Origin of the sequence: Micromonospora sp. LOL_025, from assembly GCF_048060285.1 — a bacterium.
Lineage (GTDB): Bacteria > Actinomycetota > Actinomycetes > Mycobacteriales > Micromonosporaceae > Micromonospora.
In genome coordinates this window covers 1-9,936 of record NZ_JBHMIR010000064.1, presented here as the reverse complement: position 1 = coordinate 9,936, position 9,936 = coordinate 1, and the positions used below count along the sequence as shown (strand labels likewise).

Sequence of the window (9,936 nt, the reverse complement as noted above, 5' to 3'; positions counted from 1 at the left end):
GAACGTGACCGGTGCGGTGGCGGACGCCGGGGAGATCACCGATCCGGGCTACTGGGTGCGGCACGTGCGGCAGCCCGTCCGGTTCGCCGACGCGGTGCGGACCCTGCATCAGCAGGACGTGACGCACTTCCTGGAGGTGGGCCCGGACGCCGTGCTCACCGCGATGGCGCAGGACTGCGTCGAGGCGACCGGCGACGTGCGGTTCACCGCCACGCTGCGTGCCGGCCACCCCGAGCCCGACACGCTGCGCACCGCCCTGGCCGAGCGGTACGTCACCGGCGGACACGTCGACTGGGCCGGGTACCTCACCGGCGCCGGGGCCCGGCCCCGCACCGTCGCCCTGCCCACGTACGCCTTCGACCACCAGCGCTTCTGGCTCAACGTCACCACCGCCGGCGCGGGGGCGCCCGGGCTCGGCGTCCGCCCCGTCGACCACGCGCTGCTCGACGCCGCCGTCCGCGTGGCCGACGACGACGTACGGGTCTTCGGCACCGAACTCTCCGCGCGGACCCACCCGTGGCTCGCCGAACACGTCGTCTGGGACTCGGTCGTGGTGCCCGGCGCCGCCCTGGTCGAGATGGTGCTGCACGCGGGCGCGCAGGTCGGCTGCGACGCGCTGGACGAGCTGACCCTGGAGGCGCCGCTGGCGCTCGCCGAGCAGGACGCCCGGTCGGTGCAGGTCAAGCTGGGCACGGCGGACGGGGAGGGACGCCGGCCGGTCACCATCCACTCGCGGGCCGCGGCCGACCCGGACGGGGAGTGGGAGCGCCACGCGGCGGGCGTCCTCGCCCCCGCCGCACCGCAGCCCGGCGGGGCCGAGCCGTCGTCCTGGCCGCCCACGGCCGCCACCGTCGTCGCGGTCGACGAGGTCTACACCGAGCTGTCCCGCATGGGCGTCGAGTACGGCCCGCTCTTCCGGGGCCTGCGCGCCGTCTGGCGTACCGACGACGAGGTGTGCGCCGAGGTGGCGGTGCCCGACGGCACCGAGGTCACCGGCTTCGGCATCCACCCCGCACTGCTGGACGCGGCGCTGCACGTCGTCGGCCTGCTCGACTCCGACCAGGAGGCGTCCGGCGTACGGCTGCCCTTCGCCTGGACCGGCGTCACCCTCTCGGCGGTCGGCGCGACCGCGCTGCGGGTGCGCGCCCGGCGCAGCGGCGGCGGCGTCACCCTGACCCTGACCGACCCGGCCGGCACCCCCGTCGCCCGGATCGCCTCCCTGGTCTCCCGCCCTGTGACCGCCGACCAGGTACGCGGCGCCGGCGCGGGCGTCGACTCGCTGTTCGATGTCGCCTGGCAGGCCGTGCCTGCGGGCGCCCCGGCGACCGGGCACGCGGTGCTCCTCGGCGACGCCCCGGCCGACCTGTCCGGTCTCGCCAGGTACGGGCTCACCGAGCTGGCCGAGGCGGTCGACGTCGGCCTGCTCGACCAGGAGCTGGTGCTGCTCGCCGCGTACGCCGACGACGAGCACGCCCCGGTCCCCGCCGCGACCCGCGCCCGGCTCGCCGCCGTGCTGACCGCCGTGCAGGGCTGGCTCGCCGACGACCGGCTGGCCGAGCGGCGGCTGGTCGTGCTGACCCGGGGGGCAGTCCCCGCCGGCGACGGCGGCCGGACGACCGACCTGCCCGGCGCCGCGGTCTGGGGCCTGCTGCGCTCGGCCCAGGCGGAGCACCCCGACCGCTTCGTGCTGGTGGACCTCGACGAGGCGCGGCGACCGGAGCCCGACACGGTGGACCTGGTGACCCGCGCGGTCGCCACGGGCGAACCCCAACTGGCGGTCCGGGACGACCGGGTGCTGGCGCCCCGGCTCGCGCCCGCCGTCCTCGACCCGGCGCTGGCCGCCGATCTCGACCCCGACGGGACGGTCCTGCTCACCGGGGCCACCGGCGCCCTCGGCGGCCTGCTGGCCCGGCACCTGGTCGCCGCGCACAAGGTACGCCACCTGCTGCTGGTCAGCCGGCGCGGGCCGGACGCCCCCGGCGCGGCGGAGCTGCTGACCGAGCTGACCGGGCAGGGCGCGCAGGTCCGGTTGGTGGCCGGCGACGTGGCGGACCGGGACTTCCTCGCCGCGCTGCTGGCCGGCGTCCCCGCCGAGCATCCGCTCACCGGCGTGGTCCACGCCGCCGGCGTCCTCGACGACGCGGTGATCTCGGCGCTGACCCCCGAGCGGGTGTCCGCCGTGCTCTCCGCCAAGGCCGACGCCGCCTGGCACCTGCACGAGCTGACCCGGGGGCGGAACCTGGCGGTGTTCGTCGTCTTCTCGTCGGTCGCCGGCGTCCTCGGCGGCCCCGGGCAGGGCAACTACGCCGCCGCGAACGCGTTCCTGGACGGCCTCGCCCAGCACCGGCGCGCCGCGGGCCTCGCCGCCACCTCCCTGGCCTGGGGGCTCTGGGCCGCCGACAGCGGGATGACCGGCGCCCTCGACGCCGCCCAGCGGCAGCGGATGAGCCGCAACGGTCTCAGCCCGCTCGACACCGACCAGGCGCTAGGCCTCTTCGACGCCAGCCTGCGCGGCGGCCGCCCCCACCTGGTGCCGGCGCTGCTCGACCCCGCCGCGCTGCGCCGCCAGGCCGACGCCGGCCAGCTTCCGGCGCCGCTGCGCGGCCTGGTCCGGGCCCGGCGGCGCGTCGTCGACGGCGGCGGCGACGGCGGGCCGTCCTTTGCGCAGCGCCTGGCCGGCACGCCCGAGGCTGAGCGCGGCCGGCTGGTGGAGGACCTGGTCAAGGCGCAGGTCATCGAGGTGCTCGGCTACCCGCCGGCCACCGTCGTGCCCTCCGGGCAGACGTTCACCGGCCTCGGCTTCGACTCGCTGACCGCGGTGGAGCTGCGTAACCGGCTGACCGCCCTCACCGGGATCCGGCTGCCGGCGAGCCTGATCTTCGACTGCCCCACGCCCGCCGCCCTCGCCGACTTCCTGCTGGTCGACGCCGCCCCGCCGGCGCCCGAAGCGGGCCTGCTGGCCGAGCTGGACCGGCTGGAGGCCGCGTTCGCCGCGACCGGGCCGGAGGAGCTGGAACGACTGGCCGGCGACGACGAGACGCGGACCGCCGTGGCGGTCCGCCTCCGCGCGCTGGTCACCAGGTGGAGCGACGCCACCGACCGGCCGGCGGACGTCAGCCAGGCCCTCGACGACGCCTCGGACGACGAGCTGTTCGACTTCATCGACCAGAAGTTCGGCCGATCCTGACCACGAGTCCGCCGCTTGCCCCTTAGCGACAGGTGATCAACCCGATGGCCAACGAAGCCAAGCTCCGCGAGTACCTCAAGCGCGTCACGGCTGACCTGCACGAGACCAGCGAACGCCTGAGGGCCGTCGACGAGCAGAACCACGAGCCGATCGCGATCGTGGGGATGGGCTGCCGCTACCCGGGCGGGGTGCGGACCCCCGAGGCGCTGTGGCGGCTGGTCGAGTCCGGCGTCGACGCCGTCACGCCCTTCCCGGCGGACCGGGGTTGGGACGTGGAGAACCTCTACGACCCCGACCCGGACGCGCACGGCAAGTCGTACACCCGGGAGGGTGGCTTCCTGCACGAGGCCGGCGAGTTCGACGGCGGCTTCTTCGGCATCTCCCCCCGCGAGGCGCTGGCGATGGACCCGCAGCAGCGGCTGCTGCTGGAGGTCGCCTGGGAGGCGGTCGAGCGGGCCGGCATCGCCGCCGACTCGCTCAAGGGCAGCCGGACCGGCGTCTTCACCGGCGTGATGTACCACGACTACGTCTCCCGCCTGAACGGCGTGCCGGAGGAGGTCGAGGCGTTCGTCGGCACCGGCAACCACGGCAGCGTCGTCTCCGGCCGGATCGCGTACACCTTCGGGTTCGAGGGCCCGGCGGTGACCGTCGACACCGCCTGCTCGTCCTCGCTGGTGGCGATGCACCTCGCCGTGCAGGCCCTGCGCTCCGGCGAGTGCACGCTCGCGCTGGCCGGCGGCGTCACCGTCATGTCCAGCCCCGACACGTTCGTCGGCTTCAGCCGCCAGCGCGGCCTGTCCCCGGACGGGCGCTGCAAGTCCTTCGCCGCCGCCGCCGACGGCACCGGCTGGAGCGAGGGCGCCGGCCTGCTGCTGCTGGAACGGCTCTCCGACGCCCAGCGCAACGGCCACCCGGTGCTCGCCGTCGTACGCGGCACCGCCGTCAATTCCGACGGCGCCTCGAACGGCCTGACCGCGCCGCACGGCCCGTCGCAGCAGCGGGTGATCCGCCAGGCCCTCGCGAACGCCCGGCTCTCCCCGGCCGACGTGGACGCGGTGGAGGCCCACGGCACCGGCACCCGCCTCGGCGACCCCATCGAGGCGCAGGCGCTGCTCGCCACCTACGGCCGGGACCGGGCCGACGACCAGCCCCTCTGGCTCGGCTCGATCAAGTCCAACCTCGGGCACACCCAGGCCGCGGCCGGCGTCGCCGGCGTGATCAAGATGGTCATGGCGATGCGCCACGGCGTCCTGCCGCGGACCCTGCACGTCGACGAGCCGTCCCCGCACGTCGACTGGTCGGCCGGCGCGGTGAGCCTGCTCCGCGAGCCGCGCCCGTGGCCGCGCGGGTCCCGGCCCCTGCGGGCCGGCGTCTCCTCCTTCGGCGTCAGCGGCACCAACGCCCACGTCATCGTCGAGGCCGCGCCGCCCGCGCCGCTGCCGGCCACCGGCACCGTGACCGGCCCCGACCCGCTGCCGTGGGTCGTCTCCGCGCGCAGCGCCGCCGCGCTCGGCGCGCAGGCCGACCGGCTGCGCTCCTGGCTCGCCGAGCACCCCGACGCCGCGCCGGCCGCGGTGGGCCGCGCCCTGGCCGCCGGCCGGTCGGTCCTGGAACACCGCGCGGTGGTGCTCGGAGCCGACCGGGACGAGCTGGTCGCCGGGCTCAACGCCCTGGCCGACGGCGTCCCGGCGGCGTCCGTGCGGCGCGGGGTCGCCAGCCCCACCCGGGTCGCCGTGCTCTGCACCGGGCAGGGTGCCCAGCGGGTCGGCATGGGCCGGCAGCTGTACGCCGCGTTCCCGGTCTTCGCCCAGGCGTTCGACGCCGCCTGCGCGGAACTCGACAAGCACCTCGACCAGCCCCTGCGCGCCGTGCTCGACGGCCCCGCCGAGGTGCTCGACCGCACCGGGTACGCCCAGGCGGCGCTGTTCGCCGTCGAGGTGGCGGCCTACCGGCTCGTCGAGTCCTGGGGCGTCGTGCCGGACTTCGTGACCGGGCACTCGGTCGGCGAGGTGGCCGCCGCGCACGTCGCCGGCGTGCTGTCGCTGCCGGACGCGGCCCGCCTGGTCGCCGCTCGGGGCACCCTGATGCAGGCCCTGCCCGCCGGCGGGGCGATGGTGTCGATCCGCGCCGCCGAGGCGGAGGTCCGCGCGCACCTGGCCACCGCCGGTGAAGCGGCCGGCGCCGGGCTGGCCGCCGTCAACGGCCCGGAGTCCGTCGTCGTCTCCGGCGACGAGGACGCGGTGCTGGCGGTCGCCGGACACTTCGCGGCCCTCGGCCGCAGCACCAGGCGGCTGCGGGTCAGCCACGCGTTCCACTCCGCCCGGATGGAGCCGATGCTCGACGCGTTCAACGACGTGCTCGAGCGGTTGACCTTCGCCGCGCCCCGGATCCCCGTCGTCTCCACCGTGACGGGCGAGGTGCTCGACCCCGACGAGGTGCGCTCCCCGGCGTACTGGCTGCGCAACGTGCGCGACACGGTCCGCTTCGACGCGGCCGTGGCCACCCTGCGCGAGCTCGGGGTGGGCGCGTACGTCGAGGTGGGGCCGGGCGGGGTGCTCTCCGCGCTGACCCAGGAGATCGTCGGCGCGGACCAGGCGGTCTGCGCCCCGATGCTGCGCGCCGACCACGACGAGGCGGCGACCGCGCTGGCCGCGGCGGCCACCGTCTGGGCCCGGGGGGTGCCGGTGAACTGGGCGGCCCTGTTCGACGGCCCGCCCGTGCCGGTCGACCTGCCGACGTACGCGTTCCAGCGCGAGCGCTACTGGCTGCTGCCCCTGCCGCAGGCCGCCGACGTGACCGCCGCCGGGCTGACCCCGACCGGCCACCCGCTGCTCGGCGCGGTGTTCCGCTCGGCCGACGGCGACGAGGTGACGCTCACCGGCCGGCTGTCGGTGCAGGGCCAGCCCTGGCTGGCCGAGCACGCCGTACGCGACGTGGTGCTCTTCCCCGGCACCGGGTTCGTGGAACTGGCGCTGCGGGCCGGCGCGGAGGTCGGCGCCGACCGGCTCGCCGAGCTGACCCTGGAGGCGCCGCTGGTGCTGCCGGAGACCGGCGGCGTCGACGTGCAGGTCGCCGCCGAGCGCACCGGCGGCGAGGCGTGGCAGCTGACGGTCCACGCCCGCCGGTCCGGCACCGACGACCTGTGGGTCCGGCACGCCACCGGCCTGCTCGCCCCGACACCCGGGGACGGCGGGGCCACGCTCGCGGACTGGCCGCCGACCGGCGCCACCGCCCTGGACGTGTCGGAGCTGACCGGGCGGGCGGCGCAGGCCGGATTCGCGTACGGCCCGGCATTCCAGGGGCTGCGCGCCGCGTGGCGGCTCGGCACCGACGTGTACGCCGAGGTGGCGCTGCCCGAGCCGGCGGCCGACGAGGCCGGCGCGTACGGGCTGCACCCGGCCCTGCTCGACGCCCCCGTGCAGGCGGTCGGGCTCGGCATCGTCGACCCCGGCGAGGCCCGGCTGCCGTTCGCCTGGTCGGACGTGACGCTGTCCGCCCACGGCGCGGACACCCTGCGGGTACGCCTGACCCCCACCGGCGCGGACACGGTGGCCATGCTGGTCGCGGACGCCGCCGGTGAGCCGGTCGCCCGGGTCGGGTCCCTGGTGCTGCGGCCCCTGCCGGCCGGGGAACTCACCTCCGGCGGCTCCCCGTGGCGTCGCTCGCTGTTCCGCCTGGACTGGCCCCGGCACGCCGGCGGCGTGGGCGCGCACGAGGGCACGACCTGGGCGGTGCTCGGCGACCGCCCCGCGCCGCTGCCGGCGGGTGTGACCGCCGTCCGGCACGCCGACCTCGACGCGCTGTACGGCGCGGGGGTGCCCGACGTCGTGCTGTTCCCGGTGGCCGGCGCCGCCGCGACCGACCCCGGCCCGGTCCACGACCTGCTCGCCGAGGTCCTCGCCGTACTCCAGGGCTGGCTCGCCGCCGAGCGCCACACCGGCGGATCCCGGCTGGTGGTCCTCACCAGCGGCGCCGTCGCCGTGGACGACGACGCGGACGTTGCCGACCTGGCCGGCGCCGCCGTGTGGGGTCTGCTCCGCTCGGCGCAGGCCGAGCATCCCGGCCGGTTCCTGGTCGTCGACCTCGACGACCGGGAGAACTCCGCGTCCGCCCTCGCCGGCCTGCTGTCGGCCGACGAGCCGCAGGCGGCGGTACGCGACGGCGTGGTCCGGGTGCCCCGGCTCGTCGCCGCCCCGGAACCCGCCGCTCCGGCGCCGGCGCTGGACCCGGACGGCACGGTGCTGGTCACGGGCGGCACCGGTGCCCTGGGCGCGCTCCTCGCCCGCCACCTGGTCGCCCGGCACGGGGTTCGCCACCTGGTGCTGACCAACCGGCGCGGGGCCGACGCGGACGGCGCCACCGACCTGCTCGCCGACCTCACCGACCTGGCCGCCACCGCGACGGTCGAGGCGTGCGACGCCGCCGACCCCGACGCCCTCGCCGCGCTGCTCGACCGGATCGACCCGGCGCACCCGCTGACCGGTGTGGTGCACACCGCCGGCGTGCTGGCCGACCGCACCCTCACCTCGCTCACCGCCGGGTCCCTCGCCGAGGTGCTCCGGCCGAAGGTGGACGCGGCCGCGCACCTGCACGAGCTGACCGCCGCCCACGGCCTCGCGCTGTTCGTCACCTACTCCTCGGCGGCGGGCGTGACGGGCAGCCCCGGTCAGGCCAACTACGCGGCGGCCAACGCCTTCCTGGACGCGCTCGCGCACCGGCGGCGGGCCGCGGGCCTCCCGGCGCTCTCCCTGGCCTGGGGGCCGTGGGCCGAGTCGGGCGGCGGCATGACGGCCGGCCTCGACCGGACCGACACCGACCGGCTGGCGCGCGCGGGCGTCCGCCCGATTTCCCAGGCGGACGGCCTCGCACTCTTCGACGCCGCCCTGTCGACCGGCCTGCCCACGGCGGTGCCGATGGCGCTGGACGGCCCGGCGCTGCGCGCCCAGGCCGAGGCGGGCGCCCTGCCGTCGGTCCTGCGCGGCCTGGTCCGCGCGCCCCGGCGCCGCGCCGCGCGGTCCGGCCCGGCCGAGACCGCCGCCCTGACCGAACGGCTCGCCGGACTCGACCGCGAGGAGCGCGCCGCGGCCCTGCTGCGGCTCGTCCTCGACCAGGTGGCGGCGGTCCTGGGGTACGCCGACGCCGCCGCCGTCGAGGCCGGCCGCCCGTTCACCGAGCTGGGCTTCGACTCGCTGACCGCCGTCGAGCTGCGCAACCGGCTGGGCGCGGTGACCGGCCTGCGACTGCCGGCGACCCTGGTCTTCGACCACCCGACCCCGCTCGCCCTGGCCGACCACCTGGACGCCGAGACCGGGACCGACGCCGGCGCGCTGCCGGCCCCGGTCGCCGCCGTCGCGGCGCTCGACGAGCCGATCGCGATCGTCGGCATGAGCTGCCGCTACCCCGGCGGGGTGCGCTCCCCGGAGCAGCTGTGGGACCTCCTCGTGTCCGGTGGGGACGGCATCACCGGCTTCCCGGCGGACCGCGGCTGGGACGTCGACGACCTGTACGACCCGTCCGGCGCGCGCCGGGGCAGCAGCTACGCCCGCGAGGGCGGCTTCCTGACCGACGCCGGCGACTTCGACGCCGACCTGTTCAAGATCTCGCCGCACGAGGCCCTCGCGATGGACCCGCAGCAGCGGCTGCTGCTGGAGACCGCGTGGGAGGCGATCGAGGACGCCCGGATCGACCCGCTCGCGCTCAAGGGCCGCCCGGTCGGCGTGTTCGCCGGCATGATGTACCACAACCACGCCGCCGGGCTGGCCGACGTTCCGGAGGCCCTCGACGGCTACCTCGGCGTCGGCACCGCCAGCAGCGTGTTGTCGGGTCGGGTGGCGTACTCGTTCGGTTTCGAGGGGCCGGCGGTGACGGTGGACACCGCGTGTTCGTCGTCGCTGGTGGCGTTGCACCTGGCGGTGCAGGCGCTGCGGTCGGGCGAGTGCGACCTGGCGCTGGCCGGCGGCGTCACCGTGATGGCGACGCCCGAGACGTTCATCGACTTCTCCCGCCAGCGGGGCATGGCCCCTGACGGCCGGTGCAAGTCCTTCTCCGACGCGGCGGACGGCACCGGCTGGTCCGAAGGCGTGGGCGTGCTGCTGGTGCAGCGCCTGTCGGACGCGCGGCGCGACGGTCGCCGGGTCCTGGCGGTGGTGCGGGGCACGGCGGTGAACCAGGACGGTGCGTCGAACGGTTTGACGGCGCCGAACGGTCCGTCGCAGCAGCGGGTGATCCGCCAGGCCCTCGCAAACGCCCGGCTGGGCGTCGGGGACGTCGACGTCGTGGAGGCGCACGGTACGGGCACGACGTTGGGCGACCCCATCGAGGCGCAGGCACTGCTCGCCACGTACGGGCAGGACCGCGACGAGCCATTCCTGTTGGGGTCGGTGAAGTCGAACATCGGTCACACGCAGGCCGCCGCCGGGGTGGCGGGCATCATCAAGATGACCTTGGCGATGCGGGCGGGTGTGGTCCCCGCGACGCTGCACGTCGACGCGCCGTCGTCGCACGTGGAGTGGTCGTCGGGTGCGGTGGAGCTGGTGACCGAGTCGCGGGCGTGGCCGGATGCGGGGCGTCCGCGGCGCGCGGGCGTGTCCTCGTTCGGCATCTCCGGCACCAACGCGCACGTGATCATCGAGCAGGGCGAGCCGGAGTACGCTCCGGCGCCCGTCGCGCCGGTCGGGTTGCCGGTGCCGTGGGTGGTGTCGGGGCGCTCCGAGCGGGGTCTGGCGGGTCAGGCCGCGCGGTTGGTGTCG

The 9,936-nt window shown here is 76.9% G+C and carries 2 protein-coding genes; both read left to right on the top strand.

The features are described from left to right. On the top strand, nt 1-3,187 hold a 3,187-nt coding region (locus ACFHW0_RS31285; RefSeq protein WP_416613231.1), incomplete at its 5' end, for an SDR family NAD(P)-dependent oxidoreductase. 44 nt (nt 3,188-3,231) lie between these two features. Beyond that, nucleotides 3,232-9,936: type I polyketide synthase (locus ACFHW0_RS31280; RefSeq protein ID WP_416613230.1), on the top strand; the 6,705-nt coding region annotated here is incomplete at its 3' end.